The organism is Roseateles sp., from assembly GCF_049240545.1.
Taxonomy (GTDB): domain Bacteria; phylum Pseudomonadota; class Gammaproteobacteria; order Burkholderiales; family Burkholderiaceae_C; genus Paucibacter_A.
On the sequence record NZ_JBMLSK010000013.1, the window covers coordinates 1 to 23,036 of the forward strand.

Consider the following 23,036-nt stretch of genomic DNA (forward strand, 5'->3'; position numbering starts at 1 on the left):
GCATGAACAGGACGTAGTCCTTGTACTGGCTGGCATCCATGCCGCCGCGCAGTTCGTCGCAGCTGGCCCAGAGGGAGGAGTAGAGGTCGGACTTCTTGATGGCCATGGGGCGGTTTCAGCTGCAGTTCGATGCGACGGCGTCATTGAAGACGGCTGCCGCCGCCAGTTGCGGAAGAGGCCAGGCGCTGCGCCCAACCGTTGCCTGCCTCGTGGCGCACGAGCAGCAGGTCGTCGGTGCGCAACAGGTCTATCGGGCCAACGCGCCCGTCGGTGGCGGCACGAGCTGGGACCGGTGCGCTTGCTCTGGGTGTCATTGGCCTCTCCCCGCCATTCGATGGTAAGGGCGCCGCGCCAACGGCGGCGCGCCCGGGCGGGTGTGCCGGCGACACCGGGAGTCCGGCCCTGCGGGATTCGGGAACGCAGACCGGGCCGAAGGCCTAGATGAAGACTTGCAGCCGCGGAGCTCAGGCTTGCGCGTCCACTGGAGCGGACTTCAGGATGGGCACGCAGACCGAGGCCATCAGCTTTGCGACGTGGAGCAGCTGATCTTGCGTGTGGCCGTGAACATGGGGTAGCAGCAGCACCTTGACGTCCGGGGCCAACTCGACCCAGACCGCGGGTGACGACGGAAGGGCTTCGGCGTCAGTGGCTTCAACCACCGGCTCCGACTTGCGCATGGCGCTCGTGGCCTTGCGCACGAGGTGCGCCCTCAGCGCAGCCATGTGCTCTTCCGTGTACCACGCGCCTCGCGTTCGACCGATGGGGCGAGGAACCGCCCCGCTCTGGATGTAGGCGCGGATGTTCCGCACCGATACGCCCGAGGCCCGGCTGAACTCCGACAGGGTGTACCGAACGGCGTGATCCATGGGCCTGCATTCTATGCAAATATGACACGTTCATGGTCATAAAAGGATGGCCGCGCAACTCTATGCGCCACCTTGAACCCTGACTCACCTAGGGAGCGCCGGCCGAGATCGTGGCGGCGATCCTTGCAGCAAAGGCAGGGCCATGGAGGAGCTATGGGCTGCGCGCAACCTGGGGATGTTCAGCCTTGTGAGGCGGGGTGAGCCACAGGCAGCCGCTGGCGATTCGCCGCAGCGGCGGGCAGTGCTGCGGGCCGTTGCATATTGACATTTGCAAGTCTCATAATGGCCGGGTGACCAGCAAGAAGAGTCTTCTTCGCCTCCCTGCGGCGCTGCGGGCCTTTCGGCTCGCGGCGGGCATGCGGCAGCAAACCTTGGCCGAGAAGGTCGAGATGGGTCAGGCCGCCTTGTGTGGCCTGGAGAAGGGGCGGCGGCCCGTGCCTGATGCAGACCGGATCGCAGCCCTTGGGGCCGCGCTGTCTCTGGGCCCTTCAGATCTGCTGGCGCTCCAACGCTGGGCTCAGCACGACCGTCTGGTAGCTCACCTGGTCAAGGAAGGCATGGAGGAGGCTGTCCCCCTGATGAGCCAGGCGCTTCAGTGCGCTTGGCACCTGAACCCATGGCAGCAAGCCACCGTTTGCGGCCAGCTGGCGCGGCATGTCGATGCCGTGACCCATGCCGTTGCGCTGGGCGGCGCGTCACCGCAGCACGAGGAGGAGACCATGTAAAAGAAAAAGCGACCGACCAGTCACCCTGTCAGTCGCTTCCCAGGAACCCGTAGGCACCCGGCGTGGAAACCAAAGTGTCTACGAGCTCCTGAGGGGCGTCAAGGGCGCAGCGTTGGCTAAAGCCGGCAAGCAGCCGGGGTTGGCCGAAGCCGCGACCAGAACTTGTCCGCTTCAGGAGCAAACATGCACAACTTCCCTCCGGGTTGGCGCTTCGCCACGCCTGTCGATACCGCTTCCTCCCACGGCCTGGCGCTGAGCGCGGCCCGGCGCCTCGTCAGCCGGTCCGGCGCGCGCAGCCGGGGCCGCTTTCCGAGCTTGAAGGCACCGGTGGCCCAGTGCTACGAGAGCCAGCTGGAGCTCGCCGCATTCAGGCTGCTGGAGCTGGCGCCTTCAGTACGGGTGTTCACCTCGCAGCCCGCGCAACTGCGGCTGAGCACGCGGCCGGCGGTGAGGTACACCCCCGACCTCGCCGTCGTCCTGGCCGATGGCGTACAGCACATCGTGGAGGTCAAGCCAGCCCGCGTTCTGCTCAATCCAAGCGTGCTGGACCGCATGCGCGAGGTCGCGCGTCTTTATCGCGAGCTTGGCCAGGAGCTGCGGTTCCTGCTCGATATCGACATCATCCCCACGCCGCAGCACGCCGGTGTTCTGCGCGATGCCGTGCACTTCGGCCTGCCGAAGCGCGAGGTGCCCCGCGGTGCCGATCCGGAGCTGGAAGAAGAAGACTGCTCTCAGGAGCCCACCGAGAGTCAAGCGCCATCAGGGTATGGCGCCGCGGACCTTGACGCCGTCCGCCTTAAGTGCGACCGCAGGCTGGAGAGCGCACTCAGCCGCGACTTCGAGCGAACCGTGGCAGCGGCCCGTGCCGAGCAGTGGGAAGGGGTGCGCGCATGAACTCCCCTGTCAAGGTTGAAGAAGAGTTCACTTTGCGCGGCGTGGACCACCGCGTCCTGCGGATCACCCAGGGTCGGGTGCTGGTTGAAAACCTCGCAACGAGTGAGACCCGCGAGGTCGATGCCGACGAGTTGCTGGAGCTGTATCGCCTGGGCGATCTGGTCATCACTCGCAGCACCTACCGGGGCACGGTTCAACTGGGTCAGTCGCGGTCCGCGCCCACGGTGGACATGGAGCGTCTGGGCCAGAAGGGGTGCGATGCCACGCTGCTGCGAGCCCGGTGGATGCTTGCCCTGGACCGTCGCAAGGCCTTTGAGTCGCGCCACAGGTTGAAGTCGACGATTCCTCTGGTGGCGCAGGAACTCAAGATCGCCAAGCCACCGAGTGTTCCGACCCTGTATCGCTGGCTCAGCGTCTGGGCCAGATCCCATAAGGACCCGAGGAGCCTGATGGCGCGCTTCGATCGGCGCGGCGGCAGGAACCGGTACCGGATGTCCCCGGAAGTGGAGGCGATCGTTGCGCGCCATGCCGACGACATCTACCTGGGTCAGCGGCGTGCCACGGCTACCAGCGTCTTCAATGCGGTCGAGCTGTCCATCGAGACGGAGAACCGGTCGAGGCTGCCGTCGGAGCAGCTCCAGATGCCCTCGTTGCGCACCATACAGGCCAGGATGGCCAGGTTGTACGCCTTCGACGTCTCGCTGGCGCGCAACGGTGCACGGAAGGCGAAGAAGGACTACGGCGACTCCGTGGCGGCTCGCCCTACTGAACGCATCCTGGAGGTTGCTGAGATCGACCACACGCCGATCGATCTTTGGGTTGTCGATGACGATGGCAAGCTGGCGGGCAGGCCCATGCTGACACTGCTGTTGGACCGGTACTCACGCTGCGTGCTGGGCTTCTTCCTCTCGCTCACAGGGCACGGCGTCGACGCTGTCTTCGGGGCTCTCCGGCATGCGCTCCTGCCCAAGACCTACGTCGCGAAGCGATATCCCGAGGTGCGCGGCAAGTGGCCCTGTCACGGCCGCTTCACGATCCTGCTAGCGGATAACGGGTCGGAATTCGCTGGCGGGTCCATGCAGGCCGCCGCGCTCGATCTGGGCATCAACCTCGAGTTTTGCGGCTCGATGATGCCGAACGACAAGCCCCACGTGGAGCGCTTCTTCTACACCTTCAACCACCGGTTCATCCACACCTTGAAGGGGACGTCGCTGGCGCGTGTCAGCGCGCGGGAAGGAGAGCAGCTGCAGAACGATGCGTGCCTCACCTTGGCAGAGCTCGAGCGCCTCATTCATGTGTGGATCGTCGATGTCTACCACGCCCGGCCCCACTCGGGCCTCGACGGGTGCACCCCGGTCGATGTCTGGGCAGAGTCGGCGCAGCGCTTTCCCCCCGACCTGTCGCTCGGCGTTGGGCAGATCGACCTGGCACTCAGCGAGGTCGCAAACTCGGCGCTGGGCAAAGGTGGCATCACGATCAACAACAACCGGTATTCCAGCGAGAGGCTCTGCGCGCTGCGGCGCATGCTGCCCGCCGGCTCCAGGGTCAAGGTGAGGTACAGCCGAGGAGACGTCGGGAGCATCCTGGTGCTGGATGAGTTCAGCCAGGAGTACTTCAAGGTGGCGAACATCAAGCCGGAACGTTCTGGGCTCAGCATCGAGCAGGACGCCGCTGTGCGCAAAGCCCGACGCGAGGCCGGCTCGCATGACAGTCTGGCAGTGGCTGGAGGCGAGGCTCTGATCCGCCAGCGGTCGAAGGAGCTGCATGCCACCCGCAAGATCAAGGACCACCAGAAGGCCTCGCGCCTGCAACAGATCAACAGCGATCAGGTCAGGCGCCCGCCCAAGAGCGGCCCCAAGCCGTCAGCGCAGATGCAGTTCGCGGAAGGCCTGTTCGACAAGGCACCTGTGAAGGTCTCTGCGGCGACCCGGAATCGGAGGGCTTGATGGCAGCAGCACCCCGAACCGCTGCAGGCATCAAGGACGCCCTGGATGCCAACTTCATGCTCTTCACGCAGGTGCAGCAGCTGCTGGTAGAGCTGGACCGATCACTGGACTCCGGGGTCCGTCGTGCCCCGGCCCGGCACCTGGTGATCCTGGGCAGCTCGGGCGTGGGCAAGTCCTGCCTGCTCGAGCACTTCCTGAGCAAGCACCCCCGTGTGGAGACCGAGGATCGAACACTGGTTCCCGTGCTGCTGGCCAGCATGCCGGCGACGCCGACGCAGCGCAGGATCCTGGAAGCCTTGATCTGCGCTTTGGACCCCGAGCTGCCTGCGAAAGGCAGCATCGAGGGCCTCAAGCACCAGCTGCTGACCCTGTGCAACGCGTGCGGGGTGAGCTTGATTGTCATGGACGAGGCCAGCCACATGGTCGACCGCGGCCAGGAGCGCACCCATTACCTCGTGGGCGACGCGCTCAAGGAAGTGGTCGACTTCCTGGGCCGCCCGTTCGTCCTGGCCGGTATTCCCCGGCTGAAGCGGCTGTTCGAGGTGAACGAGCAGCTCCGGCGACGCTTCAACCGATGCCGGACCTTGAAGCCGTTCAGCCTCACGGTCAAGGAAAGCGCCGCGGACTTCAGAGGCGCGGTGCAGGCCTTCTCCAACGAGCTGGCCGGTATCGAGACGGTGGACCTTGCAGGCCAAGGCGTGCTGCCCCAGATGTTCGTTGCCACCAACGGGCTGCTGAAGCCACTCGTGGATCTGCTCAAGGACGCGGTGGACCTGGCCATGAGCATGAGCAGGCCAGCGATCAAGCTGGAGACGCTCGCCGCGGCGTTCAGGAGCGCGATCTGGCAGGAGGCGCCGCTGGAGCGGAATCCGTTCGATGGTGCGTTCAACGGCTTCCCTTTGGTCAACCCGGGAGAGCCGTATGCAGCGCCTGAACGTGGTTGACCCGGCTGCCTGCCGCAGTCCACTGCTCGTCCGACCCGCTCGACTGCCTGGCGAGTGGACTCGGTCATGGGCTTGTCGGACGGCGATGGCCAACGCCATCGATCAGCGCGGCAACACCAGCGACGAAGGTCAGCTTCAGGCGGTGGCGAAACGTCTCGATCCTGACGTCGCCAGGCGTGGCGAGCTGGCCGCCGACGGCGACAGCAGCGCGCTGCTCTGTGGCCACCGCTTGCCCAGGGAGGAGCTGCGCCTGCAGAGTCAGAGCGTGCAGGCTTGCCCCGCATGCCTGCGCGTGTCGCGATCCGTGCCGGCGATATGGCGCCTGCAGCGCTACATCAGTTGTCACGTCCACCTGGCTCCACTGGTGGATCGTTGTGTGCATTGCCGGCGAGTGCTGACCCTGACCGCTGTGCTCAGCGCACAGTGCCGATGCGGGCGCGACCCGACCTGCGCTGACGCGGGGCCATGGACCGCTGCCGCTCCGGTGTCTTGGGGCCGGCCGCTGTGGCCTTCCGAGGCCGTCGAGATCGCGTCGATGAAGCCGGAGGCCCTGGCCGCGGCGATCTTCAGGGCGCGGCTCTTGACGACGGTGGCCCGCAGCCGGCGGGGGCGCGACCTGGCGCTCATGGAGTACCACCCTGCCGCTCACGCCCAGGCGTGGCTCGCGGCGGAGGGGTTGGCACCGGCCTTTGGTGAAGAGGACGTGGCGGTCTTCTTGAAGGCCCTCAAGCACCCTGTCCATCGCCGTGCTGCCGCCCTCCTCCTCGAGCACAAGCTGCAAGCGGAGCAGGCCAACCCCACGATCCTCTCGACCTTGCCGCTCGCCACCTGGATGCAGTTGGTCGCACCCGCCGGAGAAATCACGCCGGGTCGGGGCAAGGACATGAGCTTGCCCTATGCCGCCCGCCTGGAGGGGTACGAGTTGCTGATCGCAGCGGCCCGTCGCTGGGGCATCACCCCCAGCCGCCTGCGCGCACTCTTGGGGCCGGGCGCCCTCCCTGAGCCGATCCGGTTTGCCGCAGGAAGGAAGGCGCTGATCGTCGAGACCCAGCGCGTGGACAGCGTCTGCAGTGCGGTTCTGGGGCGGACGCCACACCCGTCGGCCCCGGAGGGCCCGACCTCGAAGTGGGCTACCCCACGGGCCATCAGGATCCAGCTGCGGCGATCGGGTCTGCTGGGACCCACCGCGTCATGTCGCTTCGATAGGCGGTGGTCGCCGAATGTGGGCCAGCTGTTGCCCAAGCTTCGTGCCCGTGCCATCCCGATCGAGCGCAGCACCGGCAAGACGATTGCGCTCTCGCATCCCGCCCTCTACACCCGCGTCACGGTCCGGGGCGTGCGCGATCTCTTTGATGCCCTGGAAAGCGGAGCCGTGCCTCTGTACACGAGCAGCCTGGATGCTGACTTCGACGACCTTGCTGCACCGCTTGATGTGTTGCCGCAGCTTTGGCGTCAGCACCGGGCTCAGTGCTTGTCCTGGCGTCGGTGCACGGGCCAGGCGGAGCTCTTCTGATGTTGCTGCGGCCGATCCTGAGTGACGGTGAGTCTCGCGAGGGGCACTGGCTCAGGCTCGCTTTCGAGCATGGCATTGCCAATCCGGCCTGGTTGGCCGACACCGCGCGCGTGGCAGCGGCCAAGGGCCGGGTGAAGCTCTGCCCGGCGTGTCTGTCGCTGCCATCGGGCCGCTGGCAGGCAACATGGACCGGTGAAGCCTTGTGGTGCGAGCAGCATGGCGTGTGGCTGGTCGACCGCTGTGCTGATTGCGGCCGGCGGTGGACCTGGGCGACCGTGCGTTTCGACCGGTGTGCCTGTGGTGCGGCGCACGCCAGGCAGCCCACGCAGCGCTTTCCTGCTGGCCTTGCCAGCGCCGTTGCCGCTGGCGATTGGCAGCTCGAGACACTGCGCTGGCTTGGAGCGCTGTCGCTCCATGGTCTGCGCTGTCGCCCTGCAAAGAAGGCGGCCACGCGGGACATGCGGCTGAAGGCAGCGCTGGCTACCCAGGGGTACGAGGCGGCGCGCCGGTGGCCTGAAGGCTGGCTCGAGTTGTTGGAAGCGATAGCTGCGCCGGTTCAGCGCACCAGTGGGCTGCGGAACTTCAACGCCGAGTGGCCTCACCTGATGGCCAAGATCCGGGCGGTTCGCAGCGCTGCTGATCGGCAGCGCCTTGAAGCGGCGACGCAGGCCTTTGTCCTGGCCTCGAGACGATCGCAACTGCCGATCGTCGGTCGCAACGTTGCTCCTGCGCCCACCCTGCGATCGCTTGCGGCCGAGGCCGGGATCGGGCTGCGGCAGGTGAATTCGGCACTGGCGAAAGGTCGGACGTCGGACAACGATGGCCGAAGCCGGCGGAGACGGGTCGTGGCGTTGCCGCAGGGCGTGCTGCATGAGCAGGTGCAGAGACGGCAGAGCATCTCTCGCGCGGCCGCTGCCCGTGCGTTGGGCTTGTCGCCGGCCCGCGTCGACCACCTTGTCGGCGAGGTTTTGCGCTCTACCCCTTACGGGCTGGAAGCGGCAAGCGTCGAAGCGCTCAGCTCGTCGGTGGCCAGGGCGTCGCTGCCTAGGGTCATCCCGGCGGGCCTGTGCAGGCTCGGTGAAGCGATGCGGCTTCTGATCCCTGGCGAGGCAACGGTGGCGTTTGTCCGCGCACTGCAGCGGGCCGACCTCAGCACGCTGCGTGGCGATGCGGGGGCGCCGGTCGGCGAGCTCCTGGTCGACCGTGAAGAGGTCCGGGCATGGTGGGCGCAGCAGGCCCGAGGCGCGTCGGGCTTCCTGAGCCTGCCCGAGGTCGGCGCCGCGCTGGGCGCGAAGGAGGAGGTTGTGACGCAGCTGGTGAGGGCGGGGCTGATCGGCAGCGTGCTGCGTCAGCGCGGCCGCAGGAAGCAACGCGTTGTCGCACAGGAGGACTTGGCTGGATTCTCCGCGCGGTACTGCAAGCTCAAGGAACTGGCTGCCGAACACCAAGTTGCCGCCCGGCAGGCCTACCCGTGGGCCTTGGAGCTTGGGCTGAAGGTCGTTACCGGCCCGCAGGTCGATGGGCGGAGGCAGTACTTCGTGCTCAGGCCGCGACTCGTGCTCCCATCGTCGGAAGCGCAGCAGCCAATGTCTTGTCGACTCCTCCAATGCGATTGATCCGACGTCTGGAGAGATCGAGGCGCGAGGCGCAAGGAGGGGCACTGCAACATGTGCCCGTGGTCCAGGGCGGCGGCAAAGAGCTAGACCCATACAGTTCAAGCCAGCTCAGTGGGCTTGGGTCGGAAGCGCTTGAACGGGCAGCAGCCCAGTGAAGGAGTTCGAGTGACGTCAATACGGAAGCAACGCGCCAGGGTCCAACGAATGCAGCGGGCAATGTGTCGGCGGCGGGCCTCCGCGCGTGAAGCCGAGTTGCTGGATCGCAGCCCCGCTGTTGGCCGCGAGTTCGGCAGCCCTGACTTCGAGCGGCTGATGGAAGAGGACCACCGCCTCGGTCAGGGAGTGTTTGATCCTGCAGTTAGCCATGCGGTGGAGACGTTTGCAGATCGGGTCTCGCGCGACGAGCGTTGACAGGCGCGTGGCGACTGTGGACCACTGAACGTGGGCAAGTGCGGCAGGCATCCAGGAGCCCGCTCCAGCGAAAGACTGGCCTCCGGCGTGTGAGCGATGGGCGGCTCCCGGCCAGGAGCCGTCTCTGGCCACAGGTGGCTGTCCGGCCGGCCAGGCCGGTGAAGCTGCAGCCGGCGCACCGGTGCCTCCATCCGCTGCATGCGCTCCGATACCTTCATCACCCCATGCGTCGTCCCGTCGCGAGACGGGGTCCTGAGCTTCAACTCCACCTGCCTGAGGAGCGTTGAGTTGCACGCATTCGTCCGATCGCGCGGGCGCGTCGTATGGCGGCACAGTTGCTCAAGCCGCTTGCCCGCACTCGGCCTGACGCCCCTGAGCTGGAACGAGATCCGCACCCGCGCAGCCGGCTCTGCGCGCAAGTGGCAGGCCGCGGGCGCCGAGCGGGCGCTGTTGCTCAGGCTCGACTTCTTCGACATCCTCGGCCTGCGCCGCGTGCGCGTGGTGTCGGCTACAGGGTGGCGCGGCCGTCGGGGATCCGCGCTTCGGCGGCCGAACGGGAACGGGCTTGCTGGCCTTCGAGCAGAAGGCCGATAGACCACAGCACAAGGACCAGCGCCGCCACTGCCGCAGCACGCAGGTGGAAAGGCAGCGTGTGGGCGAACCACAGGAAAACCAGGGTTGCGCCCAACACGAGCAGGAACAGAACCACCGCGACAGCCTGCAAGGCAGGAGGCGTTTGGGTTTCGAAACGCCGCACCTTGGCCATGTCGAACTCGGCCCGCGGGAAGCGCGCAGCCACGTCAGCCGGCCTCCAGCCAGGCGGCTGGACCCAGACCTTCAGCTTGTCGACCCAGCGCGACGCGTGCCAGCTGTGGGCGACCAGGCCGCGATAGACATCGAAGTTGGCGATGATGGGGCACCAGCGCTGCAGCGGCGCACGCGTGCCGAAGACGATTGGTTCGGCCTCGTTTTCTTCGACGAAGCTGCCGAAAAGACGGTCCCAGACGACGAGGATGCCGCCGTAGTTCTTGTCGAGGTAGCGCTCGTTGACGGCATGGTGCGCGCGGTGGTTGCTCGGACTCACGAACCAGCGGTCGAACCAGCCGAGCTTGCCCACCTGTTGCGTGTGCACCCAAAACTGGTAAAGCAAGTCGATCAGTGCCACGATGGCGAACACCACCGGCGGCACGCCGGCCACGGCCAGCGGCACGTAGAACACCCAGCCAAACAGGAAGCCGCTGCTGGTGATCCTGAGCGCGGTGCCGAGGTTGAAGTCCTCGCTCTGGTGGTGCACCACATGCGCGGCCCAGCAGACTGCCAAGCGATGGCCGGCACGGTGGTGCCAGTAGTAGCAGAAGTCGTAGGCCAGCAGCGCGCCCAGCCAGACCCACACCGAGTCGGTCGGCAACCTGAGCAGCGCCACAGTCTCGAACAACCAGGTGTAGATGCCGATCCGAAAAAGACGCCCGAAGACGCCAGTGACCTGGTTCATCACGCCCAGTCCGATGCTGGTGAGCGTGTCGGCCAGACGATAGGTGTTGCGTCCCCGCTTGAGCCCGACCGCGAACTCCAGTGCGATCAAGACTATGAACACGGGCATGGCCAGGGCGACGATCTGGGCTCCTTTCATCGCGGTGTGCGGCCTACGACGCCGCCGCGCGCGTCGAACGGCGCAGCCGCAGATCCTCGCCCAGATGCGAGATCACCTCGCTGGCTGCGGCGATGATGCGGCGTTCGTCGAAGCCGGCATTGCGCAGCTCCCGGTAGAACGACGCGGCGATCCGTCGTGCCATGCCGTCGGCATCGGCGAGTGGCACCGGCAGAGTGGCTCCGCCCACGGCGCCGCCCGGCCCGCCCTGCATCAACGCCAGCTGGGCATAGTTCGAACGCAGCAGGCCGCGTAGGCGGGCCAGGTGCAGCGCGTCGCCGACCAGCACCGCGACCAGCCGCGCGAGCATCGCCTGGGCATCGGAAAAGGGCATCGCCTTCGGGCCGTCACGGCGCAGGTGCAGCACACTGTCGACGATGCCGTCGATGGTCACCGGCACCGTCAGCATGTGCCGCCCGCCGCGGGTCTCGCGCATCGGCTCTGCGCCGGCGTGGCCGGCGCCATCGGCGAGCAATTGGCGCACCACGGAACTGCCGCGAATCAGCGCGCGGCGGGCCGCGATCGACAGCGGCCGCTCCGGCGCCGCGAAACCGATACGAAGCTGGTCCTTGGCGCCGCGGTCGCGCACGACCACGCAGCAGAAGTCGGCCTCGAGCATCGCCGCCAGCAGCGTCGCCAACCGCGAACCGCTCTCGTCGCCCTGCGGCGCGCCTTGCGCCAGCAGCTCCATCACGTCCAGCAGGGCTTCGGGCAACGAGCGCGCAGCGTGCCTTTCGGCCGGCGCATGGCCGGGAGCCACGGCGTCGGCGATGAGGTGTTCAAGCGTTTCGTTCAACATCCGGGAGCCCTTCAGGCGCATGCAATACGGGTTGACGGCTCGAACGGGCGCGCCTCAGGCCGCGTTGGCGACAAGGGTCCCCGCGGGCTGGAACGTCACCACCGCCGGCGGAGCAGATGGAATGCCTGTATCTTCGGCCGCAAGCGCGTCCATGGTGCAGGCCGAACAGCGGATCTGGGCCGCCACCAGCAGGCCGGCAGCGCTGCGTTGAGGTGGGCCCATGCGCTGGATCTCGACACCCCAGCGTTGAGCCAGTCGCTCGATGGCCACCGTGGTGCAGAACACGATGTCCCGTGCGCCTTGCTCCGCCACATGGCGAACCGCCTCCAGCAGGAGCCGCTTGCCCACGCGCGTTTGGGAGGCGGGGTCGGCCGAACCAGCTCTTCCCACCGCAGCCGAAGTGAAGCGCGACAGTTCCCAGACATCGGGGGAGCACGGCGCGGCGCGGCCGTTGAGCAGCTGTGGAAAGTGCTTGGCCAGCAGGTAGGTGTCACTGGTGGGCAGCAAACGGGCGTAGCCGTTGACCTGCTGGTCTTCTCCCGTCGCCACCAGGTGAACGGCGCCCGGTCGGTCGAACTCGTCCTGCTCGTAGCCCTCGGCGCACGACAGCTCCCATTTCAGGAGTCGGACGAAAACCTCGTGGCGGTAGCGTGCGACTTCGGCACGGAGCGCCTGGAAGAGGGACTGATCATCGAATCGGCGGATCGTCATCTGGTCGCCTCCGGATACCTTGCGAACTGAGTGGGATTTCACGCCAGCCCCGACCGGCCGGCAACTATCAGATTCGCCAGCCTGCCTCGCCTGGGTCATCCCCTAGACTTGGTTGTGACCACAATCTGAATCTCGCGTTCATCAAGACTCTCCTGTGGACTTCTTCGTTCGCCTCAGCGCTGCCGAGCTCCGGGATCTGCCCCTTGCGCACAAAGAGTCCGCCGTCGATGTGGACGATGGCGAAGCTCGGCTTTCCAACAGCGGCGAGGCGGCTTCGCTGTTGCCTTCCGTTCGCGGCTACACGGAGTGGATCGGACATGTGCGCCCCGATGTCTCGATCGGCTGGGACTGGACGGTTCGAGATACCAGCGCGCTGATGCTCGACAGGCACTCGGTGCGCACCAACGTGATGCTGGTGGATGATCGCGGCGTGGACTGCGGCCAACGCCAGACGGTGGAGGCCGTGATCGGTGCCATCTCCCGCTGCCCATGGCAACCCGTGGTCCTGCGGGCGCTCCAGGGCGGCTGAGCCGCCCTGGAACACACCGGCCCGGTGGGAACGTGAGTGTTCCCATCTCAGCGTTCCGGCCCTCCACAAGCCGCCGCGGCTGCTAAAATTTTGTCAACTATGTGACATCCGTGTCGCCATGTGGGCATCCGAGGGAGGAACGGCATGAAGTCTTGGCAGGCCGATCAGCTCCAGCTCATCGTCAGCGCTACCAACACGGACGAGACCTTCCAGACCGTGGTTGCCGAAGTGGCCCGGCTCGGCTTCGCGTTCTGCTCCTTCGGCATGAAGGCGCCCATGCCGCTGGTGGCGCCGCGCGTTCTGTGGTGCAGCAACTACCCGCTTGAGTGGCAGCGGCGCTACGAGGCCCAAGGCTATCTGCGTTGCGATCCCACGGTGGCCCACGCCATCGTCAGCGACGAGCCTCTGCTCTGGTCCGATGCGCTGTTCGCCACGTGCCCGGAAATGCGCGAGGAAGCCAAGGCCCGCGGCCTGGTTCATGGCTGGGCCCAGCCCCGGCGCGACGCCGCCGGCATGGTGAGTCTGCTGACCTGCGCGCGGGCCGATCCCGAGATCGCTCGCGAGGAATTCGCGGCCAAGCAGGCGCGGGTGCAGTGGCTGTCGTACCTGTGCCACGAGGGCATGAGCCGGCACTGGAGCGCCTCGCTGCGCGGCGACACGGATCCGGTCCTTTCGAAGCGCGAGCTGGAGGTGCTGCGCTGGTCCTGCGATGGCAAGACCTCGGCCGACATTGCCCAGATCATCAACCTGTCGGAAGGGACCGTGAACTTCCACGTGCGCAATGCCTGCAACAAGCTCGGCACCAACAACCGCACCGCGGCGGCGGTGCGGGCCGCCTTGCTCGGCCTGCTGGCGTGAAGGCCGTCATCCCGCTTCGGACGGGGTCCTGCCCAGCGGAGTGACGCGGCTCATTCAAGGGCCCCGACACCTTGGCCTTGGGCCTGCAGCTCCAGCAGCGCTGCAACATAGGCCTCCTCCACTGCCGCCAGGCCGAGCCGGTTGTTCATCAGGTGCGCGGTCTTGAAGGCCAGCATCTCGGGGCGGATCCTGAATGGCCGTCCTAGCGCCGCATAGTCGACCGCGGCCTGCCCGAGGGCGGCGCGCCAGGCCGCGACGATGGCTCGCGCCTCTTCGCCGAGGCGGCTGTGCGCGGCCACGATGCGGATGCCGCCCGCGGCGGGCTCGCGGCCCGCGGCGGCACGGGATCGGCGCCAGTCCGCGGCTGCGGGTGAGCGGCCGTGGAGGCAGCAGTCGCCGAACCCGGCCCAGAAGCCGGCGTGCTCCGCACGCGGCACGAAGGCATCCGCGGCATCCTGCATCAGCACCGGCAGCAGATCCTTGCGAGACAGCAGGCCGCGTTCCTCCAGAGCGAGTACCTGCGCCGCCAGCCGCGACGAGCGGTGAAACAAGCGTTCAGCTGCGTCCATGCCGGGGCGAGCGCCGTAGGTCCCGGTCTCGGGCGCGTAGCGGTCCTCGACGGCGTGGATGTCGATGCACGCCGCCGTCGCCCGCGCCGTGCATGCCTCGACGAGGGCGCGCATCAGGCCGTCGCGGTCGTCGCCTTCGCGGGTGAGGGCGCGCAGACGCACGTGCACGCCGCGTTCGTCGACGTAGCGCAGAAAGAACCAGGACTCGGCGCGCTCGGTCAGCACGGGATCGTCGGCCCACGCGACCAGCAGGCTGTCCATGTGCTCGACGGCGCGGTCGCCGTACAGCTTGACGTAGACCCAGCGGGCGGTGGTGGCGTCGGTGGGAAGCATGGTCATGGCCGTGCATGTGCGGAACGGGTCTCCATGCCCTGGCTGCACAGCCTTGTGGACCGAGACGCAGGTGAAGCGAACGGTAGTCACTACGGCCGGGCCGCGCAGCTCACAGAACTGCCAGTTCGCGATGCCGCCGCAGGCCGGCACACATGCACTTCAACGACTAGCAGTTCTGTGAGCTGCGCGGCCCGGCCGTAGTGACTATCGTTCGCTCCACACCGATGGCCCTAGCGCCAAAAGGCCTTGACCGACGACCACCTGGGCGACCGCAGGGCGCCCCACACGGAGCGAAGATGGAGATGAACACCGACAAGGGCGCCCAGACCGTCGCCCTGGCCCACGAATCCACACTCGTCGAAGTGCTGCGCTACCGCGCGCTGGCCACACCCGACAAGCTGGCCTACATCTTTCTCGAAGACGGCGAGAGCCGCGAGTTGCCGATCAGCTACAGCGAGCTCGATCGCCAGGCGCGCCGGGTTGCGGCGCGTCTGCAGACCGGTAGCGCGGACGAGGCCTGCGGCCGTGTGCTGCTGATCTACCCGCAGGGCCTGGAGTTCGTGGTGGCATTCTTCGGCTGCCTCTATGCCGGCACCACCGCGGTGCTGAGCTACCCGCCCACCTCGCGAAAGATGGCGCTGCGCGTGAACGCCATCGCCACCGACTGCGAAGTCGGCACCGTGCTGACCACCCGCGAGCTGTTCGACAAGACCGCGTCCATGGCCGGCAAGCCGTTGGCCGATGCCGGCTCGGCTGCGGTCAGCGCCGGCAATCGCCTGGCCAGCGTGCCATGGATCTGCACCGACACGCTGGAGCAAGGCAGCGAGGCGGCATTCGTCGAGCGCACGATAGCCGCTGACCACGTCGCCTTCCTGCAATACACGTCGGGCTCGACCGGTACGCCCAAGGGCGTGATGGTCACGCACGCGAACCTGATGGCCAACCAGCGCTCGATCCAGGCCATCTATGGCAGTTCGGACAGCAGCGTTGGCGTCGGCTGGCTTCCGCTGATCCACGACATGGGCCTGATCGGCAACGTGCTGCACCCGCTGTTCGCCGGGTTCCCGTTGATTTTCATGTCGCCGCTGCACTTCATGCAGCGGCCGGCGCGCTGGTTGCGCGCGATCGCGAAGTACCGCGCCACGCACAGCGGCGGGCCCAACTTCTCCTACGACCTGTGCAGCGAGAAGATCGCGCTCGACGACGTGGCTGGCCTGGACCTGAGCTGCTGGCGCGTCGCCTTCAACGGCGCGGAGCCGGTGCGCGAATCCACCATCCGGCGCTTCCACGACAAGTTCGCGGCCCTTGGCCTGGACCCGCAGGCGCACAAGGCCGTCTACGGCCTGGCCGAAGCGACCCTGATCGTCAGCGGCACCCGCGACAACCTGCCTCCCGTGGCCGACTCCGAGACCGGCACCATGAGCTCCGGCACCGCGCAACCCTGCGACGTCGTGGCCGCCGTCGATCCCGAGCGCCAAGTCGAAGTGCCCGAGGGCGCGGAAGGCGAGATCTGGGTCAGCGGCCCCAGCGTTGCCGCCGGCTACTGGAACCGCGCCGAAGAAACGCGCGAGACCTTCCACGCCACGCTCCCCGGCAGCCCGCGCCGCTACCTGCGCACAGGCGACACCGGCTTCATCCGCAACGGCGCGGTGCACATCACCGGCCGCATCAAGGACATCGTGATCGTGCGTGGCCGCAACTACCACGCCGAAGACCTGGAGTGGAGCCTCGCCGGTATCGAGCATCTGCGAGCCGGCTGCACGGCGGTCTTCTCGATGGAAGAGGCGGGCCGGGAACAGCTGGTGCTGGTGGCAGGTGCGACCACCACCGATGCCGGCGCGCTCGCGGTCGTGGTGGCCGCCGCGCGTGCCGCGGTGTACGCCGACCACCAACTGCAGCTCGACCGCATCGTGCTGATCCGGCCAAAGGAGTTGCCGACGACGACCAGCGGCAAGGTCCAGCGCCGGCTGACCCGTCGCACCCTGCAGGACGGTGGCTTCACGCCGCTTCTCGATCGACGGCTCGACGGCGCAACGCCGGTGGAAGGCGCAGCGCCAGCCCGCAGCACGCCCTACGTCGCGCCGGGCACCGACGCCGAACGCATGCTGGCCGACACCTGGGCGGCGGTGCTGCAAATCCCGGTCGAAGGCATCGGGCTGAACGACAACTTCTTCGAGCTCGGCGGGTCGTCGCTGACGATGCTCGAGCTGTCGAGCAGGCTCGACGCGCCCATGGAGCTGCTGTTCCGCTACCCGACGATTGCCGGCTGGCTCTACCGCAGCGCCGAGTACGAGCGCCCCGACGTCGCCGCCGACATCCATCTGCCGCCGCCCGCGATCGACGAATCGCTGCAAGGCCGCACCGGGATCTCGATGATCACCGGCGGTACCGGCTTCTTCGGCCTGCACTACCTGCAGGCGATGATGAAGCGCAGCAGCGACCGCTTCGTTCTGCCCGTGCGCGGCGTCTCGCAGCAGGCGATCGAGCGCAAGTTCGACGAGGCGGTGGCGTACTTCGGCCTGCAGGCCGACATTGACCGCAGCCGCGTGCATCTGGTCTGCGGCGATCTCGGCAAGCCGCGTGTCGGCCTGAGCGAACGAGAGTACGCCTGGGTCGCGCGCAACGTCGACCGCATCTTCCACATCGGCTCGCACGTCAACAACTGGCTGCCCTATGAGGGCATCAAGGCGATCAACGTCGAAGGAACGCGGCAACTGCTGGCGCTGGCCCGCACCGGCCGGCGCAAGGAGTTCCACTACACGAGCACCAGCACCTTCTCTCCGCTGAAGGCCGACAAGACGGTTTTCGACGAGAGCGACCGCATCGATCCGGCGGATATCAACCGCTACTTCGGCTACGACCTCAGCAAATACGTCAGCGAAGAGCTTTGCGTGCTGGCGCGTGCGGAGGGTGTGGCCTGCAACATCTACCGCCTGGTCTGGGTCGGCGGGCACCTGGCCAGCGGCAAGACGAAGGTCAATGACGGCCTGAACATCATGCTGCGCATCCTGCTCACGCTGGGCTGTTACCCGCAGGGCGAGTACCTGCATGACGTGATCCCGGTCGACCTCATGGCCGAGTCGATGGCCTCGCTGGTCGACCGCTGCGACAACACCAGCTTCAACGTCACCAGCCAGTCCAAGGAAGCCATCGACATGAAGCGCATCGTCGCGATACTGCGCGGCATGGGTTACAGGATCGACGAACTGAGCCGGGCCGAGTTCGTCGAGAGGCTGCGCGCCGTGCCTGCCGAGCGCTGGGACGAGCAGTGCCGTTCCTATCGCCAACTGATCATCCGGCTGTTCGAGGACCCGACGCCGAAGATCGAGTCCTACTACGACAGCGGTAACTTCAGGAGCCGCATGGACCCGCAGGTGCTCGCGCGCATGGAGCGCAAGTTCATCGACAGCTGGTTCGAGAAGACCGTCAACTTCCTGGTTCGCCGCGGCGCATTGCCCACGCCCGACGGTCGCAGCTTCGACGAGCACCTGGCGCAGATGGAGAAGTGGAACGAGACCGCGGCCGAGTTCCCTGCCCAGGCCTGCCTGCACGAGCTGTTCGAGCGCCAGGTGCACGCGACACCGGATGCCCCGGCGGTGCGTTTCCACGCCGTCACCACGTCGTACCGCGAACTCAACCGCCAGGCCGAACACGTGGCGCGCCGCCTGCGTGCGGCGGGTGTGGCGCCGCGCGACAAAGTCGGGATGTCGGTGAACCGCAGCACGGCGTTGATTGCCGCCATCCTGGGCATTTTCAAGGCCGGCTGCGCCTACGTGCCGCTGGACCCGACCTACCCGGTGCAGCAGCTCGACTTCATGATCGAGGACAGCAAGGCGGCCAGCATCGTGGTCGATGCGGCCTCGGCCGCCCAGCTGGCGCAGCACGCCGATGCGCTGCTGGTGCTGGACGAGGCCGAGATGCGGGCCGCCGCAGCCGACGGCGCGCTCGACACGGCGGCGGCCGCGGTCGATGCCAAGGCCGCCGCCGACGACCTGGCCTATGTGATCTACACCTCGGGCACCACGGGCAAGCCCAAGGGCGTGATGGTCGAGCACCGCAGCGTGGTCAATCACAACCACGCCCTGATGCGCGCCTTCGAGCTGACGCCGGCTGACACGATGCTGCAGTTCTCGACCGTCAACTTCGATTCCTTCGTCGAAGAGGTTTTCCCGACGCTGTTCAGCGGCGCCACGCTGGTGATGGTTGACAAGGAAGAACTGGTCGACCTGCAACGTTTCCAGGGCGCGATTCGCGCTCAGGGTGTGACGATCGTCAAGTGCTCGACGGCCTTCTGGCACACGATCGCCGGGCTGCCCCTGGAGCGGCTGGGTGTGCGCATGGTCGGCATTGGCGGCGAAGCGGCCGATCTGCACAAATACCGCACTTGGCGTACCGCCAACCCGAGCCTGCCCCTGCTCAACACCTACGGACCGACCGAGATCACCGTCACCGCAACGATCGCCCGGCTGGAAGGCGATGTCCAATGCATCACCATCGGCCGGCCGATCGCCAACACCACCGTGCGAGTGCTCGACGAGGCACTCAACCCGGTGCCGATCGGCTGCACCGGCGAGCTCTACATCGGTGGGGCCGGGGTGGCGCGCGGCTACCTGCAACGCCCGGAACTGACCGAGCGCGCCTTCATCGACGACCCCTTTGGCGCGCGCGGCGGCAGCGGCAGGCTGTACCGCTCGGGCGACCTGGTGCGCTGGACGCATGACGGCGAGCTGGAGTTCCTGGGCCGTGCGGACAGCCAGGTCAAGGTGCGCGGCTATCGCATCGAGCTCGGCGCCATCGAGGGCCTGCTGGCGGCGCAGCCGGGCGTGACGGCGGCGGCGGTCATCGTCAAGGAAAGCGACGCCAAGAAGAAGATCGTCGCCTACTTCAGCTCTAGCGAAGCGGTGCTGCCTGCGGCCGGCCTGCGCGCCGCGCTGGAAGCGGCCTTGCCGAGCTACATGTTGCCGAACCTGATTGCGCAACTGCCGGAGATTCCGGTCAACCCCAATGGCAAGGTCGACCGGCGCGCGCTGGCCGAGATGGAGCTGCATCTCTTCGGCAACCACGACCTCGCCACGCCGGTGAGCGAGGACGAGATCCGCATGGTGGCGATTTGGGAGCGGCTGTTGGACATCGGCGGCATCGGCCTGAACGACGCCTTCATGGATCTGGGCGGCCACTCGCTGCTGGCGATGTCGCTGGTGGGCGAGGTCAATGCCGAGTTCGGCAGCGACATCTCGGTGCGCACGGTCTACGAACACCCGACCGTGGCGCGCCTGCTGGCGGCGATTCGCGGCGGCGGCGACACCGCCTCGGCGGACTCGAATCTGGTTCGTTTCGCCGCGTCCCGTACACAACTCGCGCCGCAGGCCAGCCTGCCGCCGCTCTTCATGGTGCATGGCCTGGGCGGCCACCTCGCCAGCTTCCACACCCTGGCCGAGAACGTGCAACGTGTGCTGTGCGAGCGTTACCGCCTGGGTAATGCCGTCTACGGCCTGGAGGCGCGCGGCTTCCGCGCCGGGCAGGCCTGCTTCGACTCGCTCGACGAGATGGTCGGCGCCTACGTGCGCCAGATCCGCGAGGTGCAGCCGACGGGCCCGTATCTGCTGGGCGGGTGGTCCTTCGGCGTCACGGTGGCCTTTGCGGTGGCGCAGCGCCTCATCCGCGAGGGTGACGAGGTCGAGACCTTCATCTCCATCGACGCCGAAGCACCGCGTGTGCCGCGCGATTTCGAGGACTTCATCCGCTCGCGCCGCATCGGCGGGCTGGACGATCTGTACGAGGACTCGGCCTTGGGCGAACTGCTGCAGCGCTTCGGCCGGCGCTTCGGTTTCACTGCCAACGACACCGAGCCGGTGCGCGAACAGTTCCACCGCTTCCTCGGCTATGCGGCAGGCGACGCGCCCGCTCAGCGCGAGCGTTACTGCAGGGTCGCGATTTCCAATCTGTACAACGCCCGCGGCATCCGGCCCGAGCGCATCGCCCCGCGCCACACGGTGCTGGTGCGCGCTTCGCTGAGCGCATTCGAGAACTACGTGGGCGACTGGTCCGACCTGCTGGCCAGCAAGGTGGTGTCGTCGATCACGCTCAATGGCGACCACTGGTCGATCATGCAGGACCCGGAGCTGGCGCAGCACGTCGCGCGCAGCCTGGCGGGCACGGCAGCCACCACAGGTGCCGGCCACCCTGCCGTGCTGGCGGCCGCGGCTTGAAGCGCGGGGGCTTCGCCATGAACAGCATGACGGCTGGCGAGTTGCGGTTCTTCCGGGCGATGTTCGTCGCCGCCGCGGTCTGGAACCTGTGCGGAGGTGTGCTCGGCTACTTCAACCCGGAGCTGGCGTTCAGACTGCTGTTCGACCGCAGCGCGGACGACCCTGTGTTGCTGTCGGTGTTTCGGGGGGCGACCGGGACGACCTTCACCTACTTCTTCGGCTACCTGATCGTCGCCCTCAACCCGCTGCGTCACACCGGAATCGTCATCCTCGGCGGCATCGGCAAGCTGGGCTTCGGAGTCCAGATGCTGAAGTTCCACGCTGCCGGCCTGGCCAACGCGAACGCGCTCGTCGTCGTCGTCGGCGACTTCGTGTTCGGCGCCCTGTTCGTCTACTACTTCGTCCGGCTGCTGAAGACCGGCAACAAGCTCATCTAGGAAGTCGCGATGAACCAGCCCAAAAGCCCACTCGGCATGCTCTTCGAGCCGCTTCGCATCGGCGCAATGACGATTCCCGGCCGCATTGTCAAGACCGCGACCACCGAGACGATGAGCACGGTCGACGGTTTCGTCACGGAAGAACTCGTGGCCTTCTACGAGCCGTATGCCGAGGCGGGAACGCCCCTCATCGTCACCGGTAACTTCTACACCCAGCGCTCGGGCAAGGTCTACCACCGAATGCCCGGCGCCGACGACGACGACAAGATCGCCGGCATGCGGCGCCTGACCGAGATGGCGCACAGGCACGGCGCGAAGATCTGCGCGCAACTCTCGCATGCCGGGCGCCAGGTGTTCCAGCCGGCGGCCAACGACGATCCAGTGTCGGCGTCGGCGGTGTCGGACAAGTTCTCGGGCATCCGGCCGCGCGCGATGAGCCTGGAGGAGATCCGCGCCTTCGTCCTGGGTTTCGCGCAGGCGGCCGAACGCTGCCAGCGCGCGGGTTTCGACGCCGTGCAGATCCACGCGGCACAGGGCTATCTGCTGAGTCAGTTCCTCACCCCTTACACCAACCGACGCAGCGACGACTACGGAGGCAGCTTCGACAAGCGGCTGCGCATCCTGGTGGACATCCTGAAAGCCACGCGCGAGCGTGTCGGCAACGGCTTCCCGATCCTGCTCAAGCTCAACGGCGACGATGCACTGCCGCTGCGCAAGGGCCTGCACACACCGGCCCTGGTGGACGTGGCCCGGGTGCTCGAGGACCAGAGCCTCGATGGCATCGAGATCAGCGTCGGGCACTACGAATCGGGGTTCCCCACGATTCGCGGCAACTTCGATCTGTTTTTCGACACCCTGCTCGACCAAGGCGTGGGGCGCGAGTATCCGCCCGGCAAGCAGCGGAGCATGCGCCTGTCCAAGGGCATCCTGGCGGCGCTGAGCAACCGCCTGTGGCCGCACCGTCAGGGCTTCAACCTCTGCTATGCCGAACAGTTCAAGCGGGCGCTGAAGATCCCGGTCATCTCGGTGGGCGGCTTCAGCGACCCGCAGGCCATGGCGCAGGCCATCCAGGCCGGGCAGTGTGACGCGGTGTCCATCGCGCGCGCGATGATCGCCGACCCCTACCTGGTGCGCCACGTCCATCAGCAGCAGCCGGTCACGGAATGCCGTTTCTGCAGCGCCTGCCTGGCCCGCATAGGCACCCGCGCCGTCGATTGTTTCCACCCCGACGTGGCGCCGCAGCGCGCCATCATGATGGCGCGCGAAAAGGGGCTTGGCCATGCCCGCGCTGCTTGAGCTGTCGGCTGCCGGCGCCGCTGCGTCGGCGGCATCGGCTGCGGCGGCGTTCCTCGCGCTGGTCGCGGCGGGCTGGGCGCTGGGCGTGGTCGGCAACGTCGGCGGGCCGCTGTTTGTGCTGATCCTGCTGAGCGTTGCCCAGCTGCCCACCACCACCGCCATCGGCACCGCCATGCTGGTGTCGTGCCTGATCAGCCTGTTCGCGTGCATCGGGCACTGGCGGCGCGGCAACGTCGTGCAGGACTACGGCTGGATCACCGGCATCGCCGGGGCGGCCGGGTGTTTGATCGGCGCGCTGTTTTCGCAGCGTGTGCCGCATCGCGTTCTCGCACCGATGCTCGGTATCGTGGTCTTGATCATCCCGACCCTCGGCTTGCTGCGTCTGGCCCGGCGTTTGCGGCCGTCCGCTCGCGGGCCGGCGGTGCCGAGCCCGCTCATCTCACCGGCCCTGCACCGGGTGGCCGGTGGGTCGATGGGCATGGTCGTCGGCGGCTTCTGCGGTGCCTTCGGGCTGGGTGGGGCAACGCCCATCGCGGCACTGTCTCGCATGCTGCTGCAACAACCGATGCGCTCGAGCATCGGCTCGGCCTATCTGGCCGCGATGTGTATTTCCACGGTCGGCACCGCCTTCTACGCCGCCCATGGACAGATCGACTACCACCTTGCCGCCTGGCTGACTGCTAGTGTCTAATTGCGTAAATTAACGATAGTGTTGCGAAGCTGTGAGCCCCG

The 23,036-nt window shown here is 67.2% G+C and carries 20 protein-coding genes; 13 read left to right on the top strand and 7 right to left on the bottom strand.

Annotated features, from left to right (window positions below):
* The 3 genes from ACOVRJ_RS00910 to ACOVRJ_RS00920 all read right to left on the bottom strand — a co-directional run.
* Window positions 1-106, bottom strand: a 106-nt coding sequence (locus ACOVRJ_RS00910) for a type I restriction-modification system subunit M N-terminal domain-containing protein (protein WP_422042047.1), incomplete at its 3' end; no start/stop codon positions are given.
* Between the two features lie 34 nt (window positions 107-140).
* Window positions 141-314, bottom strand: a complete 174-nt coding sequence (locus tag ACOVRJ_RS00915; RefSeq protein ID WP_422042028.1) for a hypothetical protein — start codon at window positions 312-314, stop codon at window positions 141-143.
* Window positions 315-464: 150 nt separating this feature from the next.
* Window positions 465-866: a MerR family transcriptional regulator gene (locus ACOVRJ_RS00920; RefSeq protein ID WP_422042029.1), complete on the bottom strand. Its 402-nt coding sequence runs from the start codon at window positions 864-866 to the stop codon at window positions 465-467.
* 290 nt (window positions 867-1,156) lie between these two features.
* Between ACOVRJ_RS00920 and ACOVRJ_RS00925 the strand changes: the two genes are divergently transcribed.
* The 7 genes from ACOVRJ_RS00925 to ACOVRJ_RS00955 all read left to right on the top strand — a co-directional run bounded on the left by ACOVRJ_RS00925 (window position 1,157) and on the right by ACOVRJ_RS00955 (window position 8,915).
* The gene (locus tag ACOVRJ_RS00925; RefSeq protein WP_422042030.1) at window positions 1,157-1,591 is read left to right on the top strand and encodes a helix-turn-helix domain-containing protein; all 435 of its coding nucleotides are present in this window, start codon (window positions 1,157-1,159) and stop codon (window positions 1,589-1,591) included.
* 183 nt (window positions 1,592-1,774) lie between these two features.
* On the top strand, window positions 1,775-2,485 hold the full coding sequence (locus tag ACOVRJ_RS00930) for a hypothetical protein (protein ID WP_422042031.1): 711 nt from the start codon (window positions 1,775-1,777) through the stop codon (window positions 2,483-2,485).
* Entirely contained in the window at window positions 2,482-4,431 is a 1,950-nt protein-coding gene (locus ACOVRJ_RS00935; RefSeq protein ID WP_422042032.1) for a Mu transposase C-terminal domain-containing protein, read from the top strand. Before ACOVRJ_RS00930 ends, ACOVRJ_RS00935 begins: the two co-directional genes overlap by 4 nt.
* Window positions 4,431-5,375, top strand: a complete 945-nt coding sequence (locus ACOVRJ_RS00940; RefSeq protein ID WP_422042033.1) for a TniB family NTP-binding protein — start codon at window positions 4,431-4,433, stop codon at window positions 5,373-5,375. The genes ACOVRJ_RS00935 and ACOVRJ_RS00940 overlap by 1 nt, the downstream gene beginning before the upstream one ends.
* Window positions 5,353-6,888, top strand: coding sequence for a TniQ family protein (locus ACOVRJ_RS00945; protein ID WP_422042034.1), 1,536 nt, complete (start codon window positions 5,353-5,355; stop codon window positions 6,886-6,888). Before ACOVRJ_RS00940 ends, ACOVRJ_RS00945 begins: the two co-directional genes overlap by 23 nt.
* On the top strand, window positions 6,888-8,504 hold the full coding sequence (locus ACOVRJ_RS00950; protein WP_422042035.1) for a hypothetical protein: 1,617 nt from the start codon (window positions 6,888-6,890) through the stop codon (window positions 8,502-8,504). The genes ACOVRJ_RS00945 and ACOVRJ_RS00950 overlap by 1 nt, the downstream gene beginning before the upstream one ends.
* A 204-nt stretch (window positions 8,505-8,708) precedes the next feature.
* Window positions 8,709-8,915 (top strand): hypothetical protein, encoded by a 207-nt coding sequence (locus ACOVRJ_RS00955; protein WP_422042036.1) that lies wholly within the window; start codon window positions 8,709-8,711, stop codon window positions 8,913-8,915.
* 508 nt (window positions 8,916-9,423) lie between these two features.
* Here the strand turns inward: ACOVRJ_RS00955 and ACOVRJ_RS00960 are convergent.
* From ACOVRJ_RS00960 to ACOVRJ_RS00970, 3 genes are read right to left on the bottom strand one after another with little or no spacing between them, the layout of a single operon-like run.
* Entirely contained in the window at window positions 9,424-10,545 is a 1,122-nt protein-coding gene (locus ACOVRJ_RS00960; RefSeq protein ID WP_422042037.1) for a sterol desaturase family protein, read from the bottom strand.
* A 13-nt stretch (window positions 10,546-10,558) separates the two neighbouring features.
* Entirely contained in the window at window positions 10,559-11,362 is an 804-nt protein-coding gene (locus tag ACOVRJ_RS00965; protein WP_422042038.1) for a GAF domain-containing protein, read from the bottom strand.
* A gap of 54 nt (window positions 11,363-11,416) precedes the next feature.
* Window positions 11,417-12,073, bottom strand: a complete 657-nt coding sequence (locus ACOVRJ_RS00970) for an acyl-homoserine-lactone synthase (protein ID WP_422042039.1) — start codon at window positions 12,071-12,073, stop codon at window positions 11,417-11,419.
* Between the two features lie 154 nt (window positions 12,074-12,227).
* On the opposite strand from ACOVRJ_RS00970, the gene ACOVRJ_RS00975 reads away from it, so the two are divergent.
* Together ACOVRJ_RS00975 and ACOVRJ_RS00980 are read left to right on the top strand one after the other, a co-directional pair.
* Window positions 12,228-12,602, top strand: coding sequence for a DUF4902 domain-containing protein (locus ACOVRJ_RS00975; protein ID WP_422042040.1), 375 nt, complete (start codon window positions 12,228-12,230; stop codon window positions 12,600-12,602).
* A 144-nt stretch (window positions 12,603-12,746) separates the two neighbouring features.
* Window positions 12,747-13,460, top strand: coding sequence for an autoinducer binding domain-containing protein (locus ACOVRJ_RS00980; RefSeq protein ID WP_422042041.1), 714 nt, complete (start codon window positions 12,747-12,749; stop codon window positions 13,458-13,460).
* Window positions 13,461-13,510: 50 nt separating this feature from the next.
* Here the strand turns inward: ACOVRJ_RS00980 and ACOVRJ_RS00985 are convergent, their stop codons facing one another.
* A complete protein-coding gene (locus tag ACOVRJ_RS00985) occupies window positions 13,511-14,368 on the bottom strand; it encodes a thiopeptide-type bacteriocin biosynthesis protein (protein ID WP_422042042.1) in 858 nt (285 codons plus the stop codon).
* A gap of 290 nt (window positions 14,369-14,658) precedes the next feature.
* On the opposite strand from ACOVRJ_RS00985, the gene ACOVRJ_RS00990 reads away from it, so the two are divergent.
* Genes ACOVRJ_RS00990 through ACOVRJ_RS01005 form a run of 4 tightly spaced genes read left to right on the top strand, consistent with a single transcriptional unit; the run spans window position 14,659 to window position 22,995 of the window.
* On the top strand, window positions 14,659-20,571 hold the full coding sequence (locus tag ACOVRJ_RS00990; RefSeq protein ID WP_422042043.1) for an amino acid adenylation domain-containing protein: 5,913 nt from the start codon (window positions 14,659-14,661) through the stop codon (window positions 20,569-20,571).
* 17 nt (window positions 20,572-20,588) lie between these two features.
* Complete coding sequence (locus ACOVRJ_RS00995) at window positions 20,589-21,008, top strand: hypothetical protein (protein ID WP_422042044.1); 420 nt, start codon at window positions 20,589-20,591, stop codon at window positions 21,006-21,008.
* Window positions 21,009-21,017: 9 nt separating this feature from the next.
* A complete protein-coding gene (locus tag ACOVRJ_RS01000) occupies window positions 21,018-22,304 on the top strand; it encodes an NADH:flavin oxidoreductase (protein WP_422042045.1) in 1,287 nt (428 codons plus the stop codon).
* Window positions 22,288-22,995 carry a sulfite exporter TauE/SafE family protein gene (locus ACOVRJ_RS01005; RefSeq protein ID WP_422042046.1) on the top strand — a complete coding sequence of 236 codons (708 nt, stop codon included), beginning with the start codon at window positions 22,288-22,290 and terminating at the stop codon, window positions 22,993-22,995. The genes ACOVRJ_RS01000 and ACOVRJ_RS01005 overlap by 17 nt, the downstream gene beginning before the upstream one ends.
* The last annotated feature ends 41 nt before the right edge of the window (window positions 22,996-23,036 follow it).